Origin of the sequence: Kibdelosporangium phytohabitans (assembly GCF_001302585.1) — a bacterium.
Taxonomy (GTDB): domain Bacteria; phylum Actinomycetota; class Actinomycetes; order Mycobacteriales; family Pseudonocardiaceae; genus Kibdelosporangium; species Kibdelosporangium phytohabitans.
This window is the reverse complement of sequence record NZ_CP012752.1, coordinates 11,427,833-11,453,446: the sequence shown is the minus strand read 5'-3', so window position 1 is coordinate 11,453,446 and position 25,614 is coordinate 11,427,833. Positions and strand designations below refer to the sequence as shown.

Below are 25,614 nucleotides of genomic sequence, written 5' to 3'. Positions count from 1 at the left end.
CAGATCAGCCTCGATCGGCCGATCGACCCGTCCCGGCCCGCGCATGACAGCATGAAGTAGTGCCTCGTCCGTTCGTCGCCTACCTTCGGGTGTACGAACCGTTGTCGGCTTTTGACACTGAGTTGTCAAATCGGCTACGGAACGTAGTAGAGAGCGATCCCCTCGTGCGTTCGGCTGTCGGCGAACGCGAACGGGAAATGTGGTTCAGGTCACAACTTTCCGTGCCGCCGAGATTGCTCCCGGGCGAGTCGGCCGACGGCAGCCCGTCCCCGCGGACTCTCAAGGACGCCCTCGTCCTCCAGCCGCGGGACGTGCCGGGCGCGGCCGACGGGACCGGGCCGCTCGTCTGCCCGCTCGACGTGATGCCCCGCTCAGCAGCGGCTCTCGTCGGGTTCCTGGCCACCGCCCACCCAGCGCTGCGGGACGCGGCGATATCCGCCTCGACGGACGCCATACGGGCGCGCGCGGCCTCGGTGCTGTCCGAGCAGCCCTCCGGCGCCGTGCACGCCGTGTCGACCACGTGGACCGTCCCGCTGCCGTGGTTCGTCATGTTCGAGCCCGCGCACCGCCGACTGAACCTCGCGCCGGTGGCGTCACCCGACCGGGAAAGTTCGTGGCGCGCGACGATGGCAGACGCCCAAGCCAGGGTCTCCCGCGCCTACGAGCTCGCAGCGAGCACCTTCGGTGAGCGCGGCCCGGCCAAGGTCCTCGAGGACACCGCCGGGTGGCTCGAGCATTTCGACGGTAATTCTGCCGTCGAGCTGGACTACGGCGGCCTCGTACAGTTGCTGGACGACGAGCAGCTGGCGGGCGACTCGACGTGCGAGGACGTCAACGCGATCGTGGACGCCCTCGAATCCGGCGACGCCGAAATCGTCGCCGAACGGTTCGAACAGCTCCGCGAGTTCTGGGGCGAGCTCGCCATCAGGGAGCGGTTCAACTAGAGGTCGGGCTGGTCCTCCCGGACGCGCTCGGCCGCGAGCAGCTCGTCGACCGAGGCCTTGCCCTCCCGGTACCGCTTGGCGATCTCGGCGTTGAGCAGGTCCATCACCACCTGGACCTGGCGGCGCCGCTGCGAGACGGAGGCCTCTTCCTTGGCGTACGTCTGCAGCGCCAGCTCCAGCCGCTCGTCGGGCAGCGACGAGACGTCCGACAGGTCGGCGTCGGACACCAGCGCCTCGACGTGCCTGCGGTGCGCCTCGGCCCGCGACGGCTCCAGGGTCTGGTACCGGCCCATGCCCATCGCCGGACCGACCGCGTTGTCCGCGAGGATCGTGGCGAGTTGCTCGACGACCGAGGCCGAACCGCCCTCGGTGCGCCGCTTCTGTTCGGCCCGCACGATGTCGATCCGCCCGTGCAGCAGCCTGCGCAGGTAGGACAGGTCCGTCTCTTCCTGCGCGGCATCGTCCCGCCGTGCCCGCACCTCGGCCAAGCCGAGCCGGTCAAGGCCCTCGATGTAGTCCGGGTCGAGCACGCGGTCGATGCGTCGGCGCCCACCAGGTCGGACTTCGATCACGGGATCATCCTCCGGCAACAGCGCCTAGACCGCCACATCGGCCAGCCCCTTTTCACCCTTGACCCCCAGCAGTTCACGGACGTGAGCGACCGCCAGCGGCGGCCGCTGGGCGATTCGGGCCAGCCCGGCCGCCCTCGCCACCAGTTGCGCGTTGTCCTTGACCCGCTCACCACGTGCGTACGAGATGGTGTCCTCCATCCCGACCCGCAAATGGCCACCCGCGGACAACGAGGCGAGCATCACCGGCAGGGTGCTCCGGCCGATGCCCGTTGCCGAAAACGTCGCGCCGTCCGGAATGAGCCGCAACGCCGCGACGAGTGTCTCCGCGTCGCCCGGCATTCCGCCGGGCACTCCCATCACCAGATCGACGTGCACGTGACCACCCGCGGGCGGTCCGTACGTGTCGAGCAATCTGTGCAATGAGGCGAGCTGGCCGAGGTCGAAGATCTCGTACTCGGGGACGATGCCGCGCTCCTGCATTCCCTTGTGCAGTGCGACGACGAAATCCCACCTGTTGAGGAAAACGTCGTCGCCGAAGTTGACCGTGCCCATCGTGCACGAGGCCGAATCGGGCATCGCGTCGAGAACCGCGAGCCGGTCGGATTCCGGATCCGTCACCGCGCCCCCGGTGGACAGCTGGACGATCAGGTTCGTCTGTTCCCGCAACGCCGCCACGGTGTCCTTGAGACGACCGAGGTCGAGCGTGGGTTTGGCGTCCGCGTCCCGGATGTGCACGTGGATCATGGCCGCGCCGACCCGCTCGCAGTCCTGCGCGGTGCTCACCAGCTCCGCCAGCGTCACCGGCAGGTTCGGCACGTCCGGCTTGGCGTGCTCGGCCCCCGTCGGCGCCACCGTGATGATCGTGCCTGTCGACTGGGACATGGCGTGATAGTGACACAGCGCCGGGCTGTGTGTCGTCGGGGACCGGCCCCAGAACCCGATTGTTGCAATCGTTCGCCAGCTGCCGGCCGACGTCGTCGGGCCTGGGAATACACGCTGCTGCGGCTGCGAGAAATTCCCCGGACGAATGGCGGGGCCCATTGGGTCCATCGCCCTACCGAAGGGGTGGGCCGTTCGGCCGATCTGCGTTCACATCCGCGAAGACTTTCGTCGTTTGCGCTGGTCAGCGCCGCATAGTTCCCGCTCACACGAGTTGGTCGTCTCCTCGAAGGCAGGACTTCATGGGCGCAGCAAGATCAGGCCGCTTAGGCCTCGCCGCGTTGCTGGCTGGTGCGGCACTGGCCGTACCCGCCGCCGCGCACGCGGCACCGGCGGGCCCGCCGATCCGGTTGATCACCGGCGACTTCCACCCGCAACCCAGTCAGGCGGCGCCGTCCGTGCCGGGTCTGGGGGCGAACGCGGTCGGTGACAACGACCTCACCAGTTACCTGGTGCAGTTCAGCGGCCCGGTGCGCGGGGAGTGGGTTGAGTCACTTCGTGCTGTGGGTGCCCAGATAGTGGAATACCTGCCCGACTTCGCCTTCACAGTCCGGATGACCCCGGCGCAGGCGCGGCGGGCCGAGAAGGTGGCCGAAGTCCGCTGGGTCGGCCGGTTCCAGCCCGCGTGGAAGGTCGACAGGGCAGCCCGGCAGAAGATCGACAGCGGCAGGCCGGGGGTCTACAAAGTCAGGGCCACCAACCTGAACAACGCTCGCGTTCAGACCGAGCAAACCGGTGCGGTGGTGACCAAAGCCGCCGACAGCACCCTGATCGTGGCCGCCGAACCGAGCCAGGTCACCAAGATCGCGAGCCTCGACGACGTCACCTGGGTCGAGGAGTTCCGGATCCCGGTGAAGCACAACGAATCCGCGGCAGGCGTGATCATGCGCGGCAACGTCGCCAGCTCACGCGGCTACGACGGCTCGACGCAAACGGTCGCAGTCGCCGACACCGGGCTCGGCGGCGGTACGAAGGCCACCGCGCACGTGGACGTCCCGCAGGACCGGATCACCTCGATCCGCGACTGGCCCTCGGCGTCCGCGGCGGGCTGCTACACCGCCAAACCGGACGGCGCCGAGGACGTCGACAGCGGTCACGGCACCCACACCGCCGTGTCGGTCGTCGGCGGTGGAGACGCCAACGGTCTCGGCAAAGCCGCCGCCTACAAGGCGAAGCTCGTGTTCCAGGCGGTCGAGGACTACGTCGACATGACCGGCGCCTGCGCCGCGCAATACCCCGACGGCTACTACCTGCTCGGCCTGCCCGAGGACCTGACCTCGCTGTTCCAGCAGGCCTACGACGACGGCGCCCGGATCCACTCCAACTCGTGGGGCTCCGACGAGAAGGGCGCCTACACCGAGAACGCACGACAGACCGACGCGTTCGCCAACACCCACAAGGACATGCTGATCACGTTCTCCGCGGGCAACGCGGGCGTGGACGCCAACTCCGACGGCGTGATCGACAACGACTCGATGGGCTCACCCGCGACCGGCAAGAACGTCCTCGCAGTCGGCGCGTCGGAGAACCGGCGCTCGACCTGGACCTGCGACTCGGCGCTGACGTACGTCGCGACGGGCAAGGAAACCACGACCGTCGGCGGCAAGTCCTGCAAGGACCTCGGTGGCACGCAGCCGCTGCCGAAGTGGGGCGACTGGTGGCCGGACAGCTACCCCGCCGAACCGCTCAAGTCCGACGTGCAGGCGGGCAACGACCAGCAGATGGCGGCGTTCTCCAGCCGCGGCCCGACCGACGACGGCCGGATCAAGCCCGACGTGGTCGCCCCCGGCAGCTGGATCGTCTCCGGCTACTCGGACATGTACCAGCAGCAGTACGACTCGTCGGCCAACCCGCAGAACGGCGCGTACCAGCACGACGGCTACGGCTACCCGGTCAACTCGAAGTACAAGTACTTCTCGGGCACCTCGATGTCCAACCCGCTCGCCGCCGGTGGCGCCGCGGTGATCCGTGACTTCTACAAGAAGAAGCACGACCTGGACGCGTCCTCCGCGCTGGTCAAGGCAACGCTGATCAACAGCGCCGACGACCTGCTCGACGAGAACAACGACGGCGCCGACGACAACGACTTCCCGATCCCGAACGCGCACGAGGGCTGGGGCAGGGTGAACCTGGACCGCGCCACCGACGCGGCCGCGAAGCACGTCGAAGGCGCAGGCCTGGCCACCAACGGCACGAAGGAGTACAGCTACACCGTGACCGCGGGCCAGCCGTTGAAGGTCTCACTGGCGTACACCGACAAGGAAGCCGCCACGACCGCGTCGGTCAGCCTGGTCAACGACCTCGACCTGGAACTGATGGCCCCGAACGGGACCGTGTACCGCGGCAACGTGTTCGCCGGTGGCTGGTCGCAGACCGGCGGCAGCGCGGACCGGCGCAACAACGTCGAGAACGTGTACGTCCAGAACCCGGCCGCGGGCACGTGGAAGGTCCGCGTGCAGGGCTACAACGTGCCGCAGGGCCCGCAGACCTACGCACTGGTCACGCGTGCCGCCTTCGGCACCGACCCGGGCCCCGGCCCCGTCCAGTTGCTGGCCAACCAGGGCTTCGAATCCGGTGCGACCGGCTGGACCGGCACCACCGCGTCGATCACCAACAGCACCGCACGACCCGCGCACGGCGGCTCGTACTACGCGGCACTGGGCGGCAACGGCTCGACCTCGACGGAAAACCTCTACCAGCAGATCGCGGTCCCATCGACAGGAACGCCCACGATCTCGTACTGGGTGCGTATCGACACATCCGAGACCACCACCCGCACCCAGTACGACAAGCTCCAACTACAGGTGCTGAACTCGTCCGGGACAGCCCTCGCCACACTGGCGACACTGTCCAACCTGGACAAGAACAGTTCGTACACGCAGAGGACGTACGACCTCTCGGCCTACCGCGGACAGACGATCCGCGTGCGCTGGCAGGCCAGTGAGGACTCGTCGCTGCAGACCACGTTCGCGATCGACGACACGGCGGTGGCCGTCTCGTAGCAACAACGAACCGACGCCAGCGTTGTGCTTGTGCACAAGCACAACGCTGGGGACTCTTGCGCACAAGCACAGAACCAGCCCCGGTCGGCGAGGGCGGAACCAATCCCGGTCGGCGAGCACGCGAGCTCAGAACCAACCCGAGCGGCGAGCGCGCGAGCGCAAAGGAGCACCTACGCCCACCGAAACACACCAACGGCTCGTTTGTGGAGAGGGGGAACCGCCCCCATGGCTCCTGCCCAGAGGTTTGCCGCCCGGCGAGGGCCTTCTTGTCACTCTGCTAAAGCTCGTGCCGCACGAAAGCCCTCGCCGGGCGGGCAGACCACCACAAGGGGACAAGAGCGGTCCCAGCCCCGGGCGCGGCTTCGCGTCGGTGAGAGTGAGGCGTGGTTTCCCCCTTCCGCATGGCCTGCCGGAGGCAACCACACGTGTCAAGGGGCCCGTAAGGCTTTCAACCTGGCTGGGCAGGGCGGGCGGACCCTGGACACGTGCGGTCGGGCTGCGCCCAGGCCATACGGAAGGGAGAAACCACGAAACCGAGCCCTGTGCTGGCAGCACAGGGCTCGCCGTGGTCGTGCTGCGCCGTTCCTGACCGCTGCACTTAACGTGCTCACCTGTGCGAAGACTGTTCAGCCGTGCAGGCGCTTCATGGCCTCGCGGCCCAGGCCTGGCGTGTCCGGTGGGAGTGAGTCCGGGTCGATCGACGCGGCCACGCCGCCCGCGGTCAACTCGGTCTCCGGGCCGATCGACCGCTTGATCAGCGCCAACGCGATCGGGCCGAGTTCGTGGTGCTGCGCCACCGAGCCGACCCGGCCGACCGTGCGCTCGCCCGCCTTCACCGGGGCGCCCGTCTCGGGCAGGGCGTCCGCTGACCCGTCCAGGTGCAGCAGCAGCATCCGCCGAGGTGGACGGCCGATGTTGTGGACCTTCGACACCGTTTCCTGGCCGCGGTAGCAGCCCTTCGCCACGTGCGCCGCCGACGGGACCCAGTTGACCTCGTGCGGGATCGTCTTCTCGTCGGTGTCCACGCCCACCCGCGGTCGCAACGCCTCCACCCGCAGGGCCTCGTAACCCCAGCTGCCCATCGGGCGGGCGCCCGCCTCCGTCAGCCTGGTCCACCATGCGGTCAGCTCCGCACGCGGGATCAGCAGGTCGAACGTGTTGCCCGGCATCCGGCGCACCACGCCGTCGACGCCGTAGGTGTCCGTCGGCGCCGACAAGCCGACCGCTTCGAGGGTCTGCGTCGCGTCCGGGCCGATCAGGGACAGCAGCGCGATCTCCGCCGTCGCGTCCCTCGGCTCCACCTTCGACCAGAACTTCATCGACTCCAAGTAGTCCAGCAGCGTCAGCTGGTCGCCGCGGGCCCCGGTCGCGTGCGCGCCGGGCTCGGTGTCCATCCACACCGTTCCGTCGCGGTGGGCCAGCACCATGTGGGCGTCCACGCGGCCTTGGCTGTCCAGCACGAGCGCCTCCGTGCCCGTGTTGTCCGGCAGGTCGCTCACGTGCTGCGAGATCATCAGGTGCAGCCAGCTCAGGCGCTCGTCACCAGGAACGGCGATCACCGAACGGTTGGATCTGTCCACGACCGCCACCGTGCGTGCCGCCGCCCGTTGCTCACCGAACGGGTCGCCGTAGTGCCAGGCCACACCCTGGTCCGGGTTGTCCTCCTGCGGTGGCACAGCTCCCGGCAGCGTCACTTGCTCTCCCCGTTGATGCAGTTCCGGCACGTCCCTGACAGCGCGACATGGCTCGCGTCAAGTTTGAACCCGTACTGGTCGCGCAGTGTTCCCGAAAGGCCGTCGAGTAGCTCACACGGCACCTCCTGCACGTCGCTGCACTGGTGGCAGACGAGGTGTACGTGTTCGTGGTCGTGCGCTGAGTATGTCGGCGCGCCGTGGCCGATGTGTGCGTGACGCACCAACCCGAGTTGTTCCAACAAGTCGAGGGTGCGGTAGATGGTGGTGATGTTCACCGTCGGCGTGGTCCGCTGGACGTGCCTGCACACCTGTTCCGGCGTGGAGTGCTCCAGCGCCACGACCGCGTCGAGCACGAGCTGCCGCTGCGGCGTCATCCGCATGCCGCGTTTGTGCAGCGTGGACTTGAGCGCCGCCCGTTCTTTACGAGTCGTCTCCACCAGGCCAATATAGGCGGGAGTAGGTTCACCCTCATGCCAGTACTTGCGCTACTCGACGGAACCATCGCCGACCCGACCCACCCGCTCGTGCGCGTCGACGACCTCGGCCTCATGCGCGGCGACGGGATCTTCGAGACAGTGCTGGTGGTGGACGGGAAACCCCGTGAACTCGAGCCGCACTTCGACCGGCTGGTCCGGTCCGCGGCCATGCTCGACATGCCCGAACCGTCCCGTGCCGGCTTCGACCGGGCGACACGCGCTGTGCTCGGCAACTGGACCGGCGGACCCGAGATCGCACTCAAATGGGTGTACACGCGGGGCGTCGAAGGCGGCGACGGGACACCGACCGGCTTCGCGCTCGGCCTGGAGATCGCCGACAAGGTCAAGCGGCAGCGCGCCGACGGGATCGCCGCGGTGACCCTCGACCGCGGCTTCGACGCGGACGCCGCCGCCCGCGCGCCGTGGCTGCTGCTCGGCGCGAAGACCTTGTCCTACGCGGTGAACATGGCAGCGCTGCGGGAGGCCGACCGCCGCGGCGCCGAGGAGGTCATCTTCACGACGTCGGACGGCGCCGTGCTCGAAGGCCCGACGTCGACCCTGATCGCCGTGTCCGGCAGGACCCTGCGGACGCCACCGGCGACCATCGGCATCCTGCCGGGCACGACGCAGGCCGCCCTCTTCCGTGCCGCCGAACGGGAGGGGTGGTCGGTGAAGGTCGAGCCGATCCGGGTACCCGAGCTGACCGAGGCCGACGGCGTGTTCCTGGCCTCCAGCGTCCGCAAGGTCACCCGGGTGCACACCATCGACGGAACCCAGCTCACCGACAGCACCGCACTGCACGGCGAGCTGGTCCGCCTCTACGACTCCGAGTACTGAAAACCCTCGTGAGTGTTTTGGCCGGTTCTAACCGGCCAAAACACTCACGAGCTTCTACTTCAGGCCCGCGTCGACCGCGTTGGTCAACAGGCCCGGGTCGCCGGACATCTCCCACGCCATCGCGCCGAGCAGTCCGCGCTGTTTGATCCAGGCTGTCTTCTTCTGGATCGCCCAGACGTCGTCGAACGTCCACCACTGGCTACCGGTGTAGCAGGACGTCGCCACCGCCGGTTCGTCGTGGTAGACCGTGCAGTTGGGCACGCTGGCCATCAGGTTGCCGTAGCCCCTCGTGCCCGCTTCCTCCGGGAACTGGCCTGGCGCGGCGCCGGTGGCGCTCTGCCATTCGCCCTTCTTGCCGCCGTCGGCCACGCCTTGCCAGCCGCGGCCGTAGTACGCGAGGCCGAGTGTCAGCTTGCGTGGATTCACGCCCTTGTCCGTGTAGGCGTTGATCGCGGCTTCGGCGCTGAACTTGAACGGGTACGGGTCGTCCGCGTCGGCGTACAGGTTGCCCTGGTGACCGGTGCGGTTGGGCTCCCACGAGTTGTCGCTGCCGGATCCGTGGAAGTCGTAGCCCTGCACGTTGGCCACGTCCAGGTAGTTGAAGATCTTGCTGACGTCCCAGCCGTCGCTGACCTTCTTCGGGTCGGCCGGAGTGAACGCCTGCAGTTCGTAGCGCTTGCCGGTGGTGGCGCCGTACGCGTCCATCTGCGTGCGGAACTCGGCCAGCAACGCCGTCAGGTTGTCCTTGTCGTTGGGGCTCCAGTGGTTGCCGGGGTGACCGTCGGGGTTGCCCGGCCATTCCCAGTCGATGTCGATGCCGTCGAAGACGCCCGCGGCCGTACCCGGTCCGCCCGCGCCGCCGTATGCCTTGATGTTGCCCTTCAGCCAGGTGTCCACACAGGACGAGACGAACTTCTTGCGTGACGCGTCGGTGGCCGCCGCGTCCGAGAAGTACTTCGAATACGTCCAGCCGCCGAGCGAGACGAGGACCTTCAGGTTCGGGTACAGCTTCTTGAGCTTCTTGATCTGGTTGAAGTTGCCGCGCAACGTCTCCCAGCCGGTGTCGCCGACACCGTCGACCGACTGCCCGGCGGCGAACGGCCGCGAGTAGTCCGCCTCGGCGTCGCCGGCGCCGTCACCCTGGTTGGGGTCCTGCGGGTTGGACGACGTGCCCTTGGTGACACCGGACAAGCAGGTCAGGTTCACCGGGTCGATGTTCTGGAACGCGTACAGCAGGTGCGTCAGCTTGCCCGCCGCACCGGACGTGTGCAGGTTGCGGATGAAGTACTGCCTGCCGTAGATGCCCCACTGCACGAAGTACGCGATCTTGGCGTAGCCCGGCACGATGTCCGAAGTAGTCACGGAAACGGCAGCGCTCGCGGCTGAAGCGTTGTCGTAGCCGTCACGGGCCCTGACGGAGAACGAGTACTTTGTGGACGGTGCGAGTCCGATGACCTTGGCCGACGTCGTGGTGACGGTCTGCGCGAGGGTGGAGCCGTTGTACACGTCGTACGCCACGACACCGGTGTTGTCGGTCGACGCGCTCCACGCCAGGGAAGCGCTGCCAGCGTCGGTCGAGGTCGCGCGCAGGTTGCCGGGCACGGTCGGCGCCTGCGTGTCGTCGCTCGGGTTGTTCGTGCGGACGGCCAGCGCCGTGCTGGCCGGGGACTTGGTCCCCTTGCGGTCCACCGCGACGACGGTGAACGAGTATTCGGTGTTCGGCGTGAGCCCGCTGATCGACGCGACGGTGGTGCCGGTCGTCGCGGCCAGTGTGGTGCCGCGGTACACCTCGTAGCTGGTCACCGGGAGCGATCCGGGGGTGGACGCGTTCCATTCCAGCGTGATGGCCTTGGTTGTCTTGACGGTCGCGCGTACGTTGCCGGGCGCGCCCGGTGGTGTCTCCGCCGAGCCGTCGCAGTTGCCGTCGTCGATCCGGCAGGCCGTCGGCGTCGTCGCCGTGCTGAACCGGACGGTCGGGTTGTAGGGGAACGTGGAACGGCCAGGGCCCAGCGAGTTGATGTAGTACGCCGGGGTGACGGTGACGGACGTGCCGCTTTGCGACACCGTCGCGTTCTCGCCGGTGCTCACGGTGACGCCGGAAGGTACTTCGAAGGTGATCGCCCATCCGGTCACGGTCGCCGTGCCCGCGTTGGTCACGGTGTACGTACCGACGTTGCCGGACAGGGCGAAAGCCGCTCTCAGGCTGCCCGCGGCGTACGCGGGCGCGCTCAGCGACACGGTGCCCGCGACGGCCAGCAGGGCCGCGGCCAGCGCCGTGATGAGGCGGGTTCTGGTGGAGCGAGGTTTTCGAGACATGGCAGGGTTCCTCACGCCGTAGTGGTCTAGACCAGGTTGCGGCGATGTGAACTCGCGCACAACGGACCGCCTCAGTTGTTCTGCATGCTGAAACGGTCGCTAGCCCATTGGGCGGAAGCGGATGCGGACACCCGGCCGAGCCTGTGCGAGCGACGGCAAGCTGGCCGCGGCCACGACACCGATCACCGGATAGCCGCCGGTGGTCGGGTGGTCGGCGAGGAACACGACGGGCAACCCGTTGGGCCGCACCTGGATCGAGCCCGTGACCAGGCCCTCGCTGGCCAGTTCGACGTCCTGGTACCCGGCCTGCCTGCGCAGCTCGGTGCCGGCCAGGCGCAGACCCACCCGATTGCTCTCCGGGGAAACCTGCCACTGCCCCGCGGCCAGCTCACGGCCCGGCTCGGAGAACCAGTCGTCGCGCGGCCCGAGGAACACCGGGATCACCAGCTCGTCGGCGGCCCGCAGCGGCGCGACCTCGTCAGCGCCGACAGGCAGGCCAGGCACGCCCAGCAACAGCACGTCCCACCGCTGCAACGCGTCAGGCCCGAGACCCGACAACACGTCGGTCGCGCGGGAACCCAGCTCAAGCGGCCCGTCGACACCCCCGGAAATGCCGATGTAGCACCGCAACCCGGCCACAGGCGTGCCGATCGCGACCTCGTCGCCCCGCGCGAGGTGCACCGGGGCGTGCGATCCGACCAACCGCCCGGACACCGTGACATCGACCTGCGGCCCGGTCACCGCGATCGTGCACGACGACTCGGCACGCAGCGACACACCGCCCAGCAACGCCTCGATGCCCGCGGCCGACTCGGGATTCCCCACGAGCCGGTTGGCCAGCCGCAGCGAAGGCTGGTCCAACGCACCGGACGGCGGCACGCCCAGCTGCGCGTTGCCTGGCCTGCCCAAGTCCTGGACCAACGCCAGCGGGCCGGTGCCGAGCACCGTCACGGCCCTCACCGGATCGCCTCGAACCGCACGGAATCACCCGGCGCGAGCAAAGCGGCTGGCTCCCGCTCCGGATCGAACAGCGTGGCGTCCGTATGGCCCAGCAGCCGCCAGCCGCCTGGTGACGGCGTGGGATACGCGCCCGTGAACTCACCGGCGATCGCGACCGAACCACGCGGCACGCGCTTGCGCGGGTTGTCCAACCGAGGTTGCCGAAGCGCCTCAGGCAGGCCTGTCATGTACCCGAACCCGGGCGCGAACCCGCAGAACGCCACCTTGTACTCGGCGCTGGTGTGCAGATCGATCACGCTGGCGACATCCGTGCCCGCGGTCTGTGCGACCAGCTCAAGGTCCGGGCCGTCGTAACGTACGGGCAGCACGACCTCGCGCGGCTGGTACACCGCGCGCACGGACAGGTCGATCGTGCTGAGCAGCGGTTGCAGACGCGCCACGCCACCGGACCCCGGCCGGAACGCGGCGAGGACCGTGCGGGCCGCGGGGACCAGTTCGACCAGTCCAGGCAGATCGGCGTCGGCGAGCGCGGCACGAACGGCGTCGACCTCGTCCAGTGAATCCACTTCGACGAGCATCGCGTCCGCACCGCATCGCCTCAAGCGCATGGGTGTGGTCAGCCGACGACGCGTGTGAGGTACGCCGAGGTGTGCGGCTGGAGTTCCTGGCCGACCATCGCGCGCTCCTCGACGTACGCCAGGTCACCGTTGTTGACCAGGCCGTACAGCCGCTTGGCGCCCGTGACCTCCTTGGCCGACGACGTCCGCGCGACCGCGTCCGTGGTCAGCTCCCACGAGGTCTGGGTGCGTGGCGTGCCGTAGAAGATCTCGACGATCCCGGTCACGTGCGCCAGCAGCAGCTCGATCGTGTCGTCCGACTGCACGCGCCACCAGCCGACCTCACGGGCCGCCGGGCGGATCACGTTGCCATCGTCGTCCAGCAACCACGCGCGGGACTCGTAGGACAGGAACGGTCTGCCGTCGTGGGCGAAGGTGATCTGCTGACCGAACTTGTGAGTCTTGTCCAGTGTGGGGTAGACGACTTCGCCCTCGCCCCGCCACACCCCCACCAGCGGCAGCAACGCCAGCAGCGCGTCGTTGAGGTTCGGGCCTTCCCGCAGGTTCGCCGTGTCCGCCGGGATCGGCAGGTCGTCGAACTGGGGCAGGTTGCGGTGGCGGGTCAGCTTGGCCCGTTCCGCAGCCGCCTGCACGGCCGCGTCGCCACTCCCCGGCACGGTCTCGCTGTCATCCGTGCTCATCAGCGCTGGTCGCTGAACAGCCGGTACACGACGTAGGCCGAGAACCAGAGGACCGCGATGGCCACGATGACCAGCAACGAAGTGAAAATCAGGTGCACCCACTGAGGATAACCGCCGCGCCCGCGCTGGTGGCGACACCCCGAGGGGCCAGGACGCCGGCAGCGCACTGGCCCCTCATTCCCCCTGTCCAGGTTTGGTCCCGCCGGTCGTTCACGCCACGCAACACGCCCGACATCGCCTCCGCCAACCTGATCGGCGGGGCGAAGCGAGGGTGCCGGTCGCGTGGGGCCGGGTGGAAATGACCGGCTTCCGGCGGCCAAACCCGCCCTCGCGGAGCGAGGACCGGTCAACACTGTTGTCAGCAACCCCACATGCCGGTGACCGACACGACCTTGTAGAGCGCGTCCCACGTCTTCGGGCCGACGATCCCGCTGGGGTTGATGCCCGCGCGCCGCTGGAAGTCCTGCACCAGCGCCTGCGTCTGCGGGCCGTAGGTGTGGCCCTCCTGCGGCAGCGCGCCCTCGTAGTACGGGTGGACCCGCTGCAGGGCGTCCTACAGGGCGTTGAGCTTGTCCTCGTTCACCTCGCCGGGCTGGATGCCGAAGCCGGGCACCTGGATGCCGCCGTTCCCGGTGATCGACACGGATTTCTTGCCGACCAGGGCGTGCCACGTTTTCGACCCGACGATTCCGCTGGGGTTGATGCCATTCTTGAACTGGAAATCACGCACCGCGGAAAGCGTGTTGTCGGAATACACGCCGGTTCCATTCAACGCGTATCCCTCGAATCGGAGAGCGATTTGCAGTCCGAGCACATCCGGTCCGGTGTCGTCGTAGCCGACCTGCGGCAGACTGGCGGCGAGCTGGTCAGAGCGCTGCGAGGACGTTTCGCACGCGAGGGCGGTTCCCGCTCCGGCGATACCGGCAGCGGCCGTGAAACCAGCGGTGAAGATCGCAAGAACGGCAGCACGAACAAGCATCTTCTTCACGATTTTTCTCCCCCTGGAAGACCGGATTGCGGGCCGCTGTGGCCCTCGCACAACTAGAGACGGCCATGCCAAGGGGAGGTTGCACGCGGGCAATAAAAACCGGGCGGCCGTTCGGCCACCCGGTTTCGCTGGTGATCGGGGTCAGGCGACCGCCACGGCCACCTCGTGCACGCCAGGCCCGTCAGCCTGGACGGACGCCTCGCCGTTGCCCGTGCGGTGCAGGGCGCGCACCGTCCACGAGCCGGGTGCGGCGTAGAACCGGAACTCGCCGTTGGGCGAGGACACGACCTCGCCGGTGAAGTCCCCGTTGCCGTCGAGCAGGCGCACGAACGCGCCGCCGACCGGGGCATCGCCGGACACGACCCGTCCGGACAGGACAGTCTGACCCTCCGCGCCCGCGATCGGCGCGGCCTGGTCAGGTGCTCCGCAGCTGCTGCTCACAGTCACTCCTTGCCAGTGCCGGTCTCGACCGGGACGCCGACCAGCGACCCGTACTCGGTCCACGAACCGTCGTAGTTCTTGACGTCCTCGTAGCCCAGCAGCTCGTGCAGGGCGAACCAGGTGTGCGACGAACGCTCACCGATGCGGCAGTACGCGATGGTCGCCTTGGACTCGTCGATCCCGGCTTCCTTGTAGATCTCGCGCAGCTCGTCGTCGGACTTGAAAGTGCCGTCCTCGTTCGCGGCCTTGGCCCACGGCACGTTGATCGCGCTCGGCACGTGACCGGGGCGCTGCGCCGACTCCTGCGGCAGGTGCGCCGGGGCCAGCAGCTTGCCGCTGAACTCGTCCGGCGACCGGACGTCGACGAGGTTCTTGGTGTTGATCGCGTCGACGACCTCGTCGCGGAACGCCCGCAGCTTGAGGTTCTGCTCCTGCGCGGAGAAGGACGTCTCGTCGCGCTTGACCGCGTCCTGCGACAGGGGACGGCCGTCGAGCTCCCACTTCTTGCGGCCACCGTCGAGCAGCTTCACCGACTCGTGGCCGTACAGCTTGAAGTACCAGTACGCGTACGCGGCGAACCAGTTGTTGTTGCCGCCGTAGAGGATCACCAGGTCGTCGTTGGAAACACCCTTGGCGGACAACAGCTTCTCGAAGCCGGCCCGGTCGACGAAGTCGCGGCGGACCGGGTCCTGCAGCTCGTTCTTCCAGTCGATCTTGACGGCACCCGGGATGTGCCCGGTCTCGTATGCGCTGGTGTCCTCGTCGACCTCGACGAACACCACCCCAGGCGTCTCGAGGTTGTCCTCGGCCCACTGGGCCGACACCAGCACGTTTTCGCGGCTCATCGAGCGCCTCTCGCTTTCTGTATCAGGGTTGGGGTGATCTGTCAGGCCGGTGTCTGCCGGCCGCCGGACGGGGTGAGCCTGCGCAGCAGCAGGTAGGTCTCGCAGCCGAGGCAGAACGCGAACGCCGCGTTGAGGAACGCGGCGGCCAACGCGAACGCCGTCGCGACGAGACCGACGGTGTTGCCGCCGAGTGCGAACGCGATCGCGCCGACAGCGGCGAACGCGAACCCGACACCCTGCGCGAACCGCAGCGGCGCGGCATCCTCTCGCTCGTCGGCCGGCTGCAGGCGCGGCGCGACGAGGTACTTGTAGACAAGTGAATAAGGTGCGTACTTCAACCCGGCGAACGCGCCGACGGCGAAGACAACAGCCTGAGCGGCGAGCAACGGCCACCACTGGGTGGCGAGCACGACGGCCAGGACCACGGTCGTGATCCAGGCGGAGAGCCTGGGACCGCGGGGATCGACGGGTGGGCCTGCGGACATGTGTCCTCCTGACCTGCGGGCAAGCGAGCATGGGGGTGCGCCGCGAGCGATGGCGCGCGAAATCGCCTGGTCAGAGGGTTGCTTGACAGAGACTGGAATCCACGCGGCAGTAGTCGACCGCGCGGCGCCTCGTCAGCAACGTATACACGGTCGCGAGACTACCTCGGTCTCACATTTCAGAGCACCGCTGTCCACCCTCTGAGACACACGATCGAGTGAGGGTTTCCAGCCGCAGGTCAGCGCGTGATTACCGCTCGCGTGCCGTGAGGCGGCTGGTGGTTTTCGCGTGCCTCACCGGTAGCGGGCCGTGCGCTGTCCGAACCGGGGGCAGCGCGGCACGTCCGCATTGAGGACAACGTGCGGTATTCGACCGTGGGCTCCCGGGTGCTCGCCGACGGCGGGTGCTGATGCTCTCGGGTCTGGTCGACTTCGTTGGCCGTGGCGGTGTCGTGGCGCACCGAGGGACGATCGGATGCGTCCAACGGGGAGCTGCGGTGGGGGCTCCGCTTGGTGGTCGTCCGGTTCGGCGGCTGCTGGCACGTACGCCTGCTTCAGGCGGCGAATTGGACGCCGTGCTTGTTCTGCTGATCAGCCTCGGGTCCGTCAGTTCCGATGAGGTTGCAAGCGTTGCTCGGTGGCTGCGGTCTGACGCTGCGGCGATGTGATCGACAGTGGTCGGCTTACTTACTGGGTTGAGCATGCTGGGCGGCGTGTTCGTGTGGATGCTTGTCCCGGTGGGCGTTCCGATTTCGCCACCGCCTTCGGCGTGGTTCCGCTTCTGACGTTCTTCCCGGTTTGCGCCGAGCTCTGGTGCGCTCTGGTCGAACCGGTGATCCCTTCGTCAAATCTCCCTGTCCACAACTGGCCGGTAACCCCCTTGACCAGCTGTTACCCCGTTAGACTGGAGCAGGGACGCCCCCCGGGTTGGGTGGGGGACTGTGTGTATAGGTGTTAGGGCTTCTTGGGCGCTTTTCGGGGTGTGGTTCTTTGTCATGGTCCTGGTTTTTGCACGGAACAAGCCTGGTCCCTCGCCGGGAGGCAGACCTCTGGGCAGGAGCCTGTGACGGGTCTTTGCCCTCGCCAGAGCTGAGTTTTTGGGGCGTGGGTGCTCCTGTCCGTCGGCTTGCCCGGAGGGAACCACGGACTGTCAAGAGGTCCGTTTGGCTTTCGCTGTGTGTTGGTTTGGGTGGGCGGCCTCCTGACAGTCCGTGGTTGGCGTAGCTCAGGCCGACGGGCAGGAGCACCCCGAAGCCCACCTCTGCGCTGGCGCGCTCGCCGGTCGGGGGTCTCGCTGTCGTCGGTACGAGCCGCGTCAGCGAATGCCTTCCTCTGCCGACTCGGGTTCCGACTGGCTTTGCCGGACCCTCACGACTTGTGCCTGTCCGCTGGTGTGGTCGAGGCTTCCTGTCACGTTCGCTTGCGGTGGGATACCAGGAGTAGCCGTCCGCGCCGGTCATGCCGGTCACCGTGCCGCCAGCCGGATCGGTCACTGTCACCGGCATTCCCGGCACACTGATCTCCAGTGCCGCCACCAGTCCGGCGACTCTGCTCACAACAGCTCCTTCGCCTGCGAGATCAGGGAAAGCTCGAACCACCCGTTCGGGGCGCGCACGTGGCTGGCGCGTGTCGCGGTCAGCCCAGGTGCGGGCGCAACGCGTCGAGCAGGACGTCCCGCTTGGGCACGCCGCCGACGCGCATCAGCTCCACGCCGTCGGAGTCCACCGCGAGCGTGGTCGGGGTGGACAGCACGCCGAGCGACGAGGCGACCTCGGGGTGGTTGGTCACGTCGAAATCGACGTGCCGCAGACCGTCCACCTTCCCGGCCAGGTCGGCCAGCAGGATCCGGGTGTGCCTGCACGGCGCGCAGAACGTCGTCGAGATCTGCAGCAGCGTCACCCGGCTGCCCGGATCCACCAGTTCACGCAGTTCAGGGGGCAATTCGGAAACCTTCGCAGCACGGACGCGGCCCTGGGAGCGGCGCCAGGCGAGACCGAACACGCTCACCGCGGCGAGCGTGCCGATCAACACCCAGACACCTGTCATCCCAAGCCGCGCAGCTTCACGTTCTCGGCCTTGCCCTTGATCGACAACGAGCCCGGGTCGACCTGCACCGCCGTCGGCGTGATCGCCACCGGCAGCGTGCCGGGGTCGAGGTCGACCGCGAAGCGCGGCAGCAGCTGCTGCTGGATGCTCTGGCCGAGCAGGTTGTTGCCGATCGAGTTCGCCAGCGAGATCCGCCTCGGCGTGACCTGGATCTTCTGGTTGACCAGGCTGACGATCGCGTACACCGCGATGTCGGTCGACTGGCCCGCGATGTCGATCTTCGCGCCGATCCGGACACCGGCCGTGGTGTCCTCGGTCTCCTGCTTGAGCGCCTCCTGGTCGGCCTTGTCGTCGATCTCGTCCTCGGTGGACCCCGAAGCCTGCACCCGCTTCTCGCTGACCGGCGAGATCGTCACGTTGGTGATGTCGGTCGTGCGGACCGGCAGCTTCTTGGACTGCAGCGCCCGGTTGAAGTCCGCCTCCTTGACCCGCAGCTGGCCCTCGATCTCCTTGACCGAGATCGACTCGGTCCGCCCGGCCAGCAGGTCCGACAGCGGCGCCTGCACACCGCGCAGGTCCGCGTGCACCTCGACGTCCTTGAGGATGTCCTTGATCGGCACCCCGCGGGCGTCGACCGTGATGTGGTCGTACTCACCGCCGATGGCCTGGGTCAGGAAAGGGAAGCCGCGCACGGTCACAGCCGGGTCGTCGGCGAGGTTGAACGCCGCCTTGGCCCGCTTGGAGACCTGGTACTCGGCAACGGCCGCGGCGCCGAAATCCACCCCGACCAGCAGGGCGATCAGGATCACGAGGGTGATGACCAGCGGACGAGTCTTCGATCGCTTCGGCTTCCTCGGCCGTTGCGGGGTCGCCGAGGCGTTGTGCGCTGCGTTCGGCGCTGTCGTCATGCCACCACCTGTGTCGATGTCTCTTACGTTGGACGCGTCAGCACACGTCTGGTTCAGCGAAGGTCGCGATCCGGTGTACCAGACGAGCGGCCCGCCCGTCCCCGGCATGCCCAGGATAGGCGCCCCTTCTCAGCGGTTGGTGACGCCTCGCGTTGCCGCCCGACCGGCACGTGGCCCAAGTGGTGACCTGTCCCACGTGTGTGAACCGCGTGTTACGAACAGGCGATTTTCCCTCCTCGCTCGTTATTCTGCTGGACAACCGCGTGAACCTCCCGAGAGGCGGTAGAGCCATGAGCCTCGATCTGCTCCTGCTGACCGCGGACCCAGAGCCGGGTTCGGTGCTCCCTTCGCTGATGCTGCTGCCGCATGCCGTGCGCACCCAGCAGCCGGAGGTGACGGCGCTGCTCGACGCGGGTTCCCGTGACGCGGTGCTCGTCGACGCTCGCAGCGACCTCGCCGGTGCCAAGAGCCTGTGCAGGCTGCTGACCAGCGGCGGTGACTCGGGCCCGGTGATCGCGATCGTCAGCGAGGGCGGCCTGGTGGCCGTGACCTCGGACTGGCGCGTTGACGAGATCCTGCTGCCGACCGCGGGCCCCGCCGAGGTGGACGCCCGGCTGCGGCTGCTGACCTCACGCGGCCCGGCCGGCCCCGGCAACGGCGACGGCGCGATCCGGCTCGGCGAGCTCGTGATCGACGAGGCCACGTACATGGCCCGGCTGCGCGGTCGCCCGCTCGACCTGACGTACAAGGAGTTCGAGCTGCTGAAGTACCTCGCTCAGCACGCCGGCCGGGTGTTCACCCGCGCGCAGCTGCTGCAGGAGGTCTGGGGCTACGACTTCTTCGGCGGCACCAGGACGGTCGACGTGCACGTGCGGCGGCTGCGCGCGAAGCTCGGCATCGAGCACGAGCAGATGATCGGAACCGTGCGCAACGTCGGCTACAAGTTCGTCCAGCCGCCGAAAGGAGCCGCTCCCGCGCAGGCGGCGGAATCAATGAGCTTCGACGTGGTTCAGTAAAGGTGTGACCGAACTCGTCTGGCGCCCCACCCTGTCCGAGCTGGAGACAGCGCAAGTCCGTGAGCTGCTGGCGTCCGACGAGGCCGGCATCGACCTGCCTGCCGGTGGTGAGCACCTGCTGGCCGTGCGGGACGGCGTGGTCGGCTACGCGCACGTCGACACCGCCGGTGACCAGCTGGGCAACCAGGTCGCCGAGCTGGTCGTGCACCCGGATCACCGCAGGCAGGGCGTCGGCGAGCAGCTGCTGACCGCTGTGGCCGAGCGGGCGCGGCCGTTGCGGATCTGGTCGCACCGCGACCACCCCGGTGCGGCGCGGCTGGCCGGGAAGCTCGGTTTCCAGCGGGTCCGTGAGCTGCACCGGATGGGGATGGATTTCGGTGCGGAGGAGTTCGCGGAGCCGGTGCTGCCCGACGGCGTGCGGCTGCGCGCGTTCGTCACGGGGCAGGACGAGCAAGCCGTGGTCGCGGTGAACGCGCGTGCCTTCTCGTGGCATCCCGAGCAGGGCGGGCTGACCGTCGACGACGTGCGCGCCACCGAGCGCGAAGACTGGTTCGACCCCGCCGGGTTCTTCCTCGCCGTGGACGCGCAGGACGAGGTCGTCGGTTTCCACTGGACCAAGGTGCACCCGGACTCGACCGGCGAGGTCTACGTCGTCGGTGTGGACCCGGCCGCGCAGGGCGGCGGTCTCGGCAAGGCGCTGACCCTCGCCGGTCTGCGTCACCTGCGAGGACTCGGACTGCCCCGGGTGATCCTCTACGTCGAGAGCGACAACACCGTCGCGATCGCCGTTTACCGCAAGTTGGGCTTCGGTTTGCTCGACGCGGGCGTGCAGTACGCACGGTAGTCACACGTTCAATCACACAGCGCAAACCCCCAGGTCGCGGCGAGGTCACGGCGCCGTTCCAATGGGGTAGCTCTGCTCACATTGGGTGTCTTGTTCACCTGTCGTTCACCTCTACAGGGCCGTTCGTTCGGTCTGGCTCCTTAGCGTCCCGGATCGAGCGGCGGGCTCGTCGCCACACGGCTCAAGCCAAACGGCTCAAGTGGAGGATTCAGGTGAAGATCAAGCGGCACGGTGCCGTGATCAGCCTCATCGCGGCCGGCGCCCTCGCGCTCACGGCGTGCGGCTCGGACCAGAACACCCCGGCAGCGGGTGGCGGCTCCGGTGCCGCGGCGCCGACCGGCAGCGCTCAGGTGGACTGCGGTGGCAAGAAGAACCTTGTCGCTGAGGGTTCCAGCGCCCAGAAGGGCGCCATGGACGTGTTCGCCCAGCAGTACGGCCAGAAGTGCGCGGGTCAGCAGATCGCCTACACGCCGTCCGGTTCCGGCAACGGCATCAAGCAGTTCAACGGTGGCGTCGCCGACATCGGCGGCTCGGACTCGCCGCTGAAGGAAGGCACCGAGACCGACGCGGCCAAGACCCGCTGCAAGGGCGACCCGGCGTGGAACCTGCCGCTGGTGTTCGGCCCCGTCGCGGTGCCCTACAAGCTCGACGGCGTCACCGACGTCACCCTGACCCCCGACGTGATCGCCAAGATCTTCACCGGCGCCGTCAAGACGTGGGACGACGCCGAGATCACCAAGGCCAACGGCGGCAAGGCCCTGCCGGCCAAGCCGATCAAGGTCATCTTCCGCGACGGTGACTCGGGTACCACGGACAACTTCCAGCAGTACCTCGCCGCCGCCGCACCGTCGTCGTGGACCAAGGGCGCGGGCAAGAAGTTCGTCGGTGGCACCGGCCAGAGCGCGCAGGGCTCCGCGGGTGTGGCCGAGACGGTCGCCGCCGCCGACGGCACCATCGGCTTCGTCGAGTGGTCCTTCGCGCAGGACAAGAAGCTGAACGTGGCCAAGATCGACAGCGGCGCGGGCGCCGTCACGCTGTCCGGTGAGACCGCGGGCAACGCGATCAAGGAAGCCAAGATCAAGGGCACCGGCAACGACCTCGTGCTCGACCTGAAGGCCCTCTACGCCAGCAAGGCCGCGAACTCCTACCCGCTGGTGCTCGCCACGTACGAGATCGTCTGCTCCAAGGGCTACGACGCCGACACCGCCAAGGCCGTCAAGGCGTTCCTGACCGTCGCCGCGACCACCGCCCAGTCCGGCCTGGCCGACGCCGGCTACGTGCCGCTTCCCCAGGAGTTCCAGGACAAGCTGCTGACCGCGGTCAAGGCAATCGCCTGACGAGACTGAGGCTGGCACACTCGCCATGAGTGAGATCCGGAAAAGGTCTCCGCGCCCCGTCGCCACCGGTGCCCCCGGTACGCGGCGGGGCGGTTCGGCGACCGAGACAACAGCGGAGGCACCGATCTCGGTGGAACCCCGACCCAGTGACCCTCGGCCGCCGTCGGCGGATCAGCCGGCCAAGGTCGTCGTGCGTCCCGGCGACCGGATCTTCTCCGGCGTCGCCAAGGGATCAGGCATCCTGATCGTCGTCATCATCGCGGCGATCGGAGCCTTCCTGCTCGCCCAGGCGATTCCGTCGCTTGTGGCCAACAAGGCGAACTTCCTCTTCAGCCGCCAGTTCATCGCCGGTGACCCGGACAACCTCTCGTTCGGTGTCCTCGACCTGCTGCTGGTCACCGTGTACAGCTCGATCGTCGCACTGATCATCGCGATGCCGATCGCGCTGGGCATCGCGCTGTTCCTCACCCAGTACGCGCCGCGCAGGCTGGCCCGGCCGTTCGCGTACGTCATCGACCTGCTCGCCGCCGTGCCGTCGATCATCTACGGCCTGTGGGGCGCGGCCGTGCTCGCACCCGCGCTCGACCCCGTGACGGGCTGGCTGAACTCGGTGTTCGGCTGGTTCTTCCCGTTCTCGACCGGAAACGTCGACCGCGGCATCGGCCAGACGATCTTCACGGCCAGCATCGTGCTCGCCGTGATGGTGCTGCCGATCATCACCGCGATCTCGCGCGAGGTGTTCGACCGGACGCCGCCCATGCAGATCGAGGGGGCGCTCGCCCTCGGCGCGACGCGGTGGGAAGTGGTCCGCACGACCGTGCTGCCGTTCGGCAAGGCCGGTTACATCAGCGCGTCGATGCTCGGCCTCGGCCGCGCGCTCGGCGAGACCATCGCCGTGATGATCATCCTGGCCCAGGCCGCCGGTGTGCCGTTCGGCTGGAGCCTGTTCGACGGTGGCGACACGATCGCGTCGATGATCGCGCGCGCGGCAGCGGAGTTCAACGACCCGCGCAGCGCGGGCGCGTACATCGCCGCCGGTCTAGTGCTGTTCCTGTTGACGTTCATCGTCAACGCGGTCGCGCGGTCGTTCATCGTCGGGAAGAAGGAGTACGAGTGACCGCCACCGATCTCCAGCGCCCGGCGACAGCGCCCGCGTTCCAGCAGATCTCCTCCGCCCGCAAGGCGAAGAACACCACGGCGACCGTCCTGGTCGGCGCCGCGTTCGTGATCGCCGTCGCGCCGCTGGTCTGGCTGCTGTGGACAGTCGTCGAAAAGGGCTTCAGCCACATCCTCAGCTCGGACTGGTGGCAGAAGTCGATGTCCGGCCTGACCGGGCGGCAGGCGGGTGGTGGCGCGTACCACGCCATCTACGGAACCCTGATCCAAGGCCTGGTCTGCGCGCTGATCGCCGTGCCGATCGCCATCATGGTGGCGATCTACCTGGTCGAGTACGGGCGCAACTCGAAGCTCGCCAAGTGGATCACGTTCACAGTGGACATCCTCTCCGGTGTGCCGTCGATCGTGGCCGCGCTGTTCATCTACGCGATGTGGGTGACCACCTTCGGCCTGCCGCGCAGCGCCTTCGCGGTGTCGCTGGCGTTGGTGCTGCTGATGATCCCGGTCGTCGTGCGCACGACGGAGGAACTGCTCAAGATCGTGCCCGACGAACTGCGGGAGGCCTCGTACGCGCTGGGCATCCCGAAGTGGAAGACGATCGTGAAGATCGTCGTGCCGACGGCGCTGTCGGGCATCATCACCGGCATCATGCTCGCGGTCGCCCGCGTCATGGGTGAGACCGCGCCGGTGCTGGTCCTGGTCGGCTACGCCCAGTTCATCAACTACGACCCGTTCAACGGGAACATGGCGTCATTGCCGTTGTTCATGACCACGGAACGGTTGACCACCAACGAGATCGGCGAGGCCCGGGTGTGGGGCGCCGCGGTGACCCTGATCCTGATCATCACCCTGATCAACCTGCTCGCGACCGTGATCTCGCGGCTGACCGCAGTGAAGGCGAAGTGAGGCGGCCATGGCCAAGCGCATAGACGTCAAAGACCTGAACCTGTTCTACGGCAAGTTCCACGCCGTGAACAGCGTGACCCTGTCGGTGCCGCCGCGTAACGTGACCGCCTTCATCGGACCGTCCGGTTGCGGCAAGTCGACGGTGCTGCGCTCGCTCAACAGGATGCACGAGGTGATCCCGGGAGCCCGCGCCGAAGGCGAGGTGCTGCTGGACGGCGAGGACATCTACGCGTCCGCGGTGGACCCGGTGTCGGTGCGCAGGACGATCGGAATGGTCTTCCAGCGCCCGAACCCGTTCCCCACGATGTCCATCAGGGACAACGTGGTGGCCGGCCTGAAGCTGGCTGGCACGCGGGACAAGAAGAAGCTCGACGAGGTGGCCGAGCGCGCGCTGCGCGGAGCGAACCTCTGGGCGGAGGTGAAGGACCGCCTCGGCAAGCCCGGCGGCGGCCTCTCCGGTGGTCAGCAGCAGCGGCTGTGCATCGCGCGGGCGATCGCCGTCCAGCCGGACGTGCTGCTGATGGACGAGCCGTGCTCGGCACTGGACCCGATCTCCACCCTGGCGATCGAGGACCTGATCACGGAGCTGAAGAAGGACTACACGATCGTCATCGTCACCCACAACATGCAGCAGGCGGCGCGGGTGAGCGACCAGACGGCGTTCTTCAACCTGCTCGGCGTCGGCCAGCCTGGTCAGCTGATCGAGATCGACGACACGGAGAAGATCTTCTCCAACCCCAGCCAGAAGGCGACGGAGGACTACATCTCCGGCCGCTTCGGCTGATCAGCGCGAGAACCGGACGGGCCGCAGGCAGCACGCCTGCGGCCCGTTCTCGTGTACCCGGCTGGGTGTGGCCGACTTGTCCACAACGTTCGGGTGTTCGTCGAAGGCGTTCGGCTGGGACAGTCGGAGAGGCTGTGTCGTAAGGGAACGGTCCCAGGTCGCCGATGCCGGTTCCGGTTTCGCCCAGTCCCGGATCCACACTCTGATGTGGAGTGCTCCTGGGGACGCAATCCCGGTCGAGCCTATTGGCAGAGTGTCAACCAGGCCGGACGGCTCGGTAGAACTTGATCACTCATCCGAGGCATTTTGTGTTGTGGATCACTACCGTTGGTGTGATTGGCTGGTAATGCCGCCCTTGGGGGTTACGGACCGCGTCCAGGTAAGGACCAAGTGGGTGGAAGTGGGCTCGCACTAGGGACACGCTGGGTGTTCGGTTGATACCGTGCCGTCAGGTCCGGCGCTACCCGAGGGGTTCTCATGTATGAGGATGAGAAGTCCACCGTTCCAGCGGCGTGGAACGATCCTGCGCGCAACGCCATGGATCAGATGCTCGAGAACATGCGGAACTTCAAGGAGAGCGCGGCTTCCGGCCAGTTCACCGTGAGTGCTTCCGCGGGCGATGACCTGCTGCGCGTGATCCGGATGCTGCAGGACTGGCTCGGCACCGACCAGAGCGGCACGCTCGACCAGCGACCGCTGCTCGGCGGCAGCTACGGCGCCGTCGCGATGGCGCCCTTCGTCCAGCAGGTCGCCTCCGACCAGCAGGGATTCCTGACCCAGCTGGCCCGGCTGCGCGACGTGCTCGGCGACGCGGAGAGCGGCGTGCGGCAGGCGATGGCCAACTACGGCCACACCGAGCAAGCGGTCGCGGGGACTTTCAGCAAGTAGACGAAAAGAGGTGGC

The 25,614-nt window shown here is 67.9% G+C and carries 25 protein-coding genes; 10 read left to right on the top strand and 15 right to left on the bottom strand.

Annotated elements, in window-relative coordinates:
- Positions 1-59 precede the first annotated feature (59 nt).
- Complete coding sequence (locus AOZ06_RS51495; protein WP_054296054.1) at positions 60-944, top strand: DUF8083 family protein; 885 nt, start codon at positions 60-62, stop codon at positions 942-944.
- On the opposite strand, the gene AOZ06_RS51490 is transcribed toward AOZ06_RS51495, so the two are convergent.
- Both AOZ06_RS51490 and AOZ06_RS51485 read right to left on the bottom strand, forming a co-directional pair.
- The gene (locus AOZ06_RS51490; protein WP_054296053.1) at positions 941-1,516 is read right to left on the bottom strand and encodes an RsiG family protein; all 576 of its coding nucleotides are present in this window, start codon (positions 1,514-1,516) and stop codon (positions 941-943) included. The genes AOZ06_RS51495 and AOZ06_RS51490 overlap by 4 nt on opposite strands.
- A 24-nt stretch (positions 1,517-1,540) precedes the next feature.
- Positions 1,541-2,398, bottom strand: coding sequence for a beta-keto acid cleavage family enzyme (locus AOZ06_RS51485; RefSeq protein WP_054296052.1), 858 nt, complete (start codon positions 2,396-2,398; stop codon positions 1,541-1,543).
- A 299-nt stretch (positions 2,399-2,697) separates the two neighbouring features.
- On the opposite strand from AOZ06_RS51485, the gene AOZ06_RS51480 reads away from it, so the two are divergent.
- Positions 2,698-5,457: a S8 family serine peptidase gene (locus tag AOZ06_RS51480; RefSeq protein ID WP_054296051.1), complete on the top strand. Its 2,760-nt coding sequence runs from the start codon at positions 2,698-2,700 to the stop codon at positions 5,455-5,457.
- 626 nt (positions 5,458-6,083) lie between these two features.
- On the opposite strand, the gene ygfZ is transcribed toward AOZ06_RS51480, so the two are convergent.
- Both ygfZ and AOZ06_RS51470 read right to left on the bottom strand, forming a co-directional pair.
- Positions 6,084-7,172, bottom strand: coding sequence for a CAF17-like 4Fe-4S cluster assembly/insertion protein YgfZ (gene ygfZ, locus AOZ06_RS51475; protein ID WP_054297536.1), 1,089 nt, complete (start codon positions 7,170-7,172; stop codon positions 6,084-6,086).
- Positions 7,148-7,531, bottom strand: a complete 384-nt coding sequence (locus AOZ06_RS51470) for a Fur family transcriptional regulator (RefSeq protein ID WP_054297535.1) — start codon at positions 7,529-7,531, stop codon at positions 7,148-7,150. Before AOZ06_RS51470 ends, ygfZ begins: the two co-directional genes overlap by 25 nt.
- 90 nt (positions 7,532-7,621) lie before the next feature.
- Between AOZ06_RS51470 and AOZ06_RS51465 the strand changes: the two genes are divergently transcribed.
- On the top strand, positions 7,622-8,464 hold the full coding sequence (locus AOZ06_RS51465; RefSeq protein ID WP_054296050.1) for an aminodeoxychorismate lyase: 843 nt from the start codon (positions 7,622-7,624) through the stop codon (positions 8,462-8,464).
- A 54-nt stretch (positions 8,465-8,518) separates the two neighbouring features.
- Here the strand turns inward: AOZ06_RS51465 and AOZ06_RS51460 are convergent, their stop codons facing one another.
- The 11 genes from AOZ06_RS51460 to AOZ06_RS51415 all read right to left on the bottom strand — a co-directional run bounded on the left by AOZ06_RS51460 (position 8,519) and on the right by AOZ06_RS51415 (position 18,708).
- On the bottom strand, positions 8,519-10,780 hold the full coding sequence (locus tag AOZ06_RS51460; RefSeq protein ID WP_054296049.1) for a glycosyl hydrolase family 18 protein: 2,262 nt from the start codon (positions 10,778-10,780) through the stop codon (positions 8,519-8,521).
- A 99-nt stretch (positions 10,781-10,879) separates the two neighbouring features.
- Positions 10,880-11,740: a 5-oxoprolinase subunit C family protein gene (locus AOZ06_RS51455; protein WP_157233707.1), complete on the bottom strand. Its 861-nt coding sequence runs from the start codon at positions 11,738-11,740 to the stop codon at positions 10,880-10,882.
- Positions 11,737-12,348, bottom strand: coding sequence for a 5-oxoprolinase subunit B family protein (locus AOZ06_RS51450; protein WP_054296048.1), 612 nt, complete (start codon positions 12,346-12,348; stop codon positions 11,737-11,739). Before AOZ06_RS51450 ends, AOZ06_RS51455 begins: the two co-directional genes overlap by 4 nt.
- 8 nt (positions 12,349-12,356) lie before the next feature.
- Positions 12,357-12,998, bottom strand: coding sequence for a heme-binding beta-barrel domain-containing protein (locus AOZ06_RS51445; protein WP_054296047.1), 642 nt, complete (start codon positions 12,996-12,998; stop codon positions 12,357-12,359).
- Between the two features lie 358 nt (positions 12,999-13,356).
- On the bottom strand, positions 13,357-13,512 hold the full coding sequence (locus AOZ06_RS61475; protein WP_335338433.1) for a peptidoglycan-binding domain-containing protein: 156 nt from the start codon (positions 13,510-13,512) through the stop codon (positions 13,357-13,359).
- Positions 13,513-13,551: 39 nt separating this feature from the next.
- Positions 13,552-14,037: a peptidoglycan-binding domain-containing protein gene (locus tag AOZ06_RS51440; RefSeq protein ID WP_157233706.1), complete on the bottom strand. Its 486-nt coding sequence runs from the start codon at positions 14,035-14,037 to the stop codon at positions 13,552-13,554.
- Between the two features lie 90 nt (positions 14,038-14,127).
- Positions 14,128-14,427, bottom strand: coding sequence for a DUF1416 domain-containing protein (locus AOZ06_RS51435; protein WP_157233705.1), 300 nt, complete (start codon positions 14,425-14,427; stop codon positions 14,128-14,130).
- A 2-nt stretch (positions 14,428-14,429) separates the two neighbouring features.
- Complete coding sequence (locus tag AOZ06_RS51430; RefSeq protein WP_054296044.1) at positions 14,430-15,272, bottom strand: sulfurtransferase; 843 nt, start codon at positions 15,270-15,272, stop codon at positions 14,430-14,432.
- Positions 15,273-15,313: 41 nt separating this feature from the next.
- Positions 15,314-15,757, bottom strand: a complete 444-nt coding sequence (locus AOZ06_RS51425; RefSeq protein WP_054296043.1) for a DUF4395 domain-containing protein — start codon at positions 15,755-15,757, stop codon at positions 15,314-15,316.
- Between the two features lie 1,632 nt (positions 15,758-17,389).
- Entirely contained in the window at positions 17,390-17,800 is a 411-nt protein-coding gene (locus tag AOZ06_RS51420) for a TlpA family protein disulfide reductase (protein WP_054296042.1), read from the bottom strand.
- Positions 17,797-18,708: an LmeA family phospholipid-binding protein gene (locus AOZ06_RS51415; protein ID WP_054296041.1), complete on the bottom strand. Its 912-nt coding sequence runs from the start codon at positions 18,706-18,708 to the stop codon at positions 17,797-17,799. Before AOZ06_RS51415 ends, AOZ06_RS51420 begins: the two co-directional genes overlap by 4 nt.
- A 290-nt stretch (positions 18,709-18,998) precedes the next feature.
- Between AOZ06_RS51415 and AOZ06_RS51410 the strand changes: the two genes are divergently transcribed.
- From AOZ06_RS51410 to AOZ06_RS51375, 7 genes are all read left to right on the top strand, one after another.
- Positions 18,999-19,724: a winged helix-turn-helix transcriptional regulator gene (locus tag AOZ06_RS51410; RefSeq protein WP_054296040.1), complete on the top strand. Its 726-nt coding sequence runs from the start codon at positions 18,999-19,001 to the stop codon at positions 19,722-19,724.
- Between the two features lie 4 nt (positions 19,725-19,728).
- Entirely contained in the window at positions 19,729-20,568 is an 840-nt protein-coding gene (mshD, locus tag AOZ06_RS51405) for a mycothiol synthase (RefSeq protein ID WP_054296039.1), read from the top strand.
- A 212-nt stretch (positions 20,569-20,780) separates the two neighbouring features.
- Positions 20,781-21,905: a phosphate ABC transporter substrate-binding protein PstS gene (pstS, locus tag AOZ06_RS51400; RefSeq protein WP_054296038.1), complete on the top strand. Its 1,125-nt coding sequence runs from the start codon at positions 20,781-20,783 to the stop codon at positions 21,903-21,905.
- 190 nt (positions 21,906-22,095) lie between these two features.
- Positions 22,096-23,022 carry a phosphate ABC transporter permease subunit PstC gene (gene pstC / locus AOZ06_RS51395; protein WP_054297533.1) on the top strand — a complete coding sequence of 309 codons (927 nt, stop codon included), beginning with the start codon at positions 22,096-22,098 and terminating at the stop codon, positions 23,020-23,022.
- Positions 23,019-23,927: a phosphate ABC transporter permease PstA gene (gene pstA / locus AOZ06_RS51390; protein ID WP_054296037.1), complete on the top strand. Its 909-nt coding sequence runs from the start codon at positions 23,019-23,021 to the stop codon at positions 23,925-23,927. Before pstC ends, pstA begins: the two co-directional genes overlap by 4 nt.
- A 7-nt stretch (positions 23,928-23,934) precedes the next feature.
- A complete protein-coding gene (gene pstB / locus AOZ06_RS51385; protein WP_054296036.1) occupies positions 23,935-24,711 on the top strand; it encodes a phosphate ABC transporter ATP-binding protein PstB in 777 nt (258 codons plus the stop codon).
- Positions 24,712-25,188: 477 nt separating this feature from the next.
- Positions 25,189-25,599: a hypothetical protein gene (locus AOZ06_RS51375; RefSeq protein WP_054296034.1), complete on the top strand. Its 411-nt coding sequence runs from the start codon at positions 25,189-25,191 to the stop codon at positions 25,597-25,599.
- The last annotated feature ends 15 nt before the right edge of the window (positions 25,600-25,614 follow it).

Bases quoted from the DNA above. Each gene is read 5' to 3' on its own strand.
- AOZ06_RS51485 (WP_054296052.1), bottom strand. From the start codon at position 2,398: ATGTCCCAGTCGACAGGCACGATCATCACGGTGGCGCCGACGGGGGCC.
- AOZ06_RS51480 (WP_054296051.1), top strand. From the start codon at position 2,698: ATGGGCGCAGCAAGATCAGGCCGCTTAGGCCTCGCCGCGTTGCTGGCT.
- AOZ06_RS51470 (WP_054297535.1), bottom strand. From the start codon at position 7,531: ATGCGGATGACGCCGCAGCGGCAGCTCGTGCTCGACGCGGTCGTGGCG.
- AOZ06_RS51465 (WP_054296050.1), top strand. From the start codon at position 7,622: ATGCCAGTACTTGCGCTACTCGACGGAACCATCGCCGACCCGACCCAC.
- AOZ06_RS51460 (WP_054296049.1), bottom strand. From the start codon at position 10,780: ATGTCTCGAAAACCTCGCTCCACCAGAACCCGCCTCATCACGGCGCTG.
- AOZ06_RS51450 (WP_054296048.1), bottom strand. From the start codon at position 12,348: ATGCGCTTGAGGCGATGCGGTGCGGACGCGATGCTCGTCGAAGTGGAT.
- AOZ06_RS51445 (WP_054296047.1), bottom strand. From the start codon at position 12,998: ATGAGCACGGATGACAGCGAGACCGTGCCGGGGAGTGGCGACGCGGCC.
- AOZ06_RS51430 (WP_054296044.1), bottom strand. From the start codon at position 15,272: ATGAGCCGCGAAAACGTGCTGGTGTCGGCCCAGTGGGCCGAGGACAAC.
- AOZ06_RS51425 (WP_054296043.1), bottom strand. From the start codon at position 15,757: ATGTCCGCAGGCCCACCCGTCGATCCCCGCGGTCCCAGGCTCTCCGCC.
- AOZ06_RS51420 (WP_054296042.1), bottom strand. From the start codon at position 17,800: ATGACAGGTGTCTGGGTGTTGATCGGCACGCTCGCCGCGGTGAGCGTG.
- AOZ06_RS51415 (WP_054296041.1), bottom strand. From the start codon at position 18,708: ATGACGACAGCGCCGAACGCAGCGCACAACGCCTCGGCGACCCCGCAA.
- AOZ06_RS51410 (WP_054296040.1), top strand. From the start codon at position 18,999: ATGAGCCTCGATCTGCTCCTGCTGACCGCGGACCCAGAGCCGGGTTCG.
- pstB (WP_054296036.1), top strand. From the start codon at position 23,935: ATGGCCAAGCGCATAGACGTCAAAGACCTGAACCTGTTCTACGGCAAG.
- AOZ06_RS51375 (WP_054296034.1), top strand. From the start codon at position 25,189: ATGTATGAGGATGAGAAGTCCACCGTTCCAGCGGCGTGGAACGATCCT.